The organism is Intestinimonas butyriciproducens, from assembly GCF_016901775.1.
Taxonomy (GTDB): Bacteria; Bacillota; Clostridia; order Oscillospirales; family Butyricicoccaceae; genus Pseudobutyricicoccus.
In genome coordinates, this window is sequence record NZ_JACJKW010000043.1 from 1 (window position 1) to 1,137 (window position 1,137).

Below are 1,137 nucleotides of genomic sequence, written 5' to 3' on the forward strand. Positions count from 1 at the left end.
GCCTGGCGCCAGCTGCAGGATCAGGAACACGAGCAGGGTTACGCCGATCAATACCGGGATCAGCATAATCAGTCTCTTAACAATGAATTTCCACATAAGATCCTCCTGTTTTCTTGCCTCTGCCGCCTGTTGAAACGGCTTCGGCTGGATTGGGCCCCATTCCCCGCTTCGAGGCCGCCTTTCAAGGCTGCCGGTCCCAAAGCGGGAAATAGGGCGGCACTGTTCCCGGACCATCCGGCCCGGGAACAGCGCAGGGTAAGGAGCTATTTTTCTCTGTCAACTGCGCTTATTCAGCCCAGTAAACCTTCTCGAAATAGATGGTGCCGCTGTCGCTGACTTCCACACCTTCCAGACCAGCCTTGTAAGCTCTCAGAGTCAGGGGCTGATACAGAGGAGCCTGGGAGCACAGCAGGTTCAGGCGAGCGGACAGCTTCTCAAAGATAGCAACTCTCTCGGTCTCGTCCAGAGTGGTCTTGGCCTGATCGATCAGGGCATCCACTTCGGGATCGTTCAACCGGGTCTTGTTGGAAGCGTTGATGGAGGAGCTGTGATACACGCCCACCACATAGGAAAGCAGGTCGCTGGAGGTATAGCCGCCGATAGCTGCAGTGTAGTCGCCTTCAGCTGTAGCGGACAGGTATGTAGCCAGGTCCATGCTCTCGATTTCGCAGTTGATGCCGATTTCCTTCAGGTTAGCCTGAATCACTTCGCCGGCGCGCTTCTTAGTGTCGTCGGAGCAGATGATGGAGAACTTGACGGAAGCAGGGTCCACACCAGAATCGGCCAGATACTGCTTTGCCTTTTCCACATCGTAAGTGTCGGCGTTTTCATCGGTGGTGCCGGGGAAGTTGCTGGGAGTAGCGGTCCAGGAAGGAGTAGCCAGGCCGTTGTAAGCAACGGTGACAACGCTTTCCTTGTCGATGGCGCTGTTGATAGCGTGGCGCACATCCTGATTATCCAGGCCGGGCACCTCGTTGTTCAGCATCAGCCAGTTGTGGCTGGTGTGCTCAAAGCTGATGACCTTCAGATCGCTGTTTTCCTTCAGACGGTCAGCGTCCATGGCTTCCACTTCCACGATGAAGTCGATTTCACCGGCTTCCAGAGCGATGGTACGGGAAGAGCCTTCGGGGATGATCT

At 55.8% G+C, this 1,137-nt stretch carries 1 protein-coding gene; it reads right to left on the reverse strand.

Annotated elements, in window-relative coordinates; genetic code table 11:
• Nucleotides 1–286: 286 nt before the first annotated feature.
• A partial coding sequence (locus H6A25_RS12490; RefSeq protein WP_204752445.1) for an ABC transporter substrate-binding protein occupies nt 287–1,137 on the reverse strand: 851 nt, incomplete at its 5' end.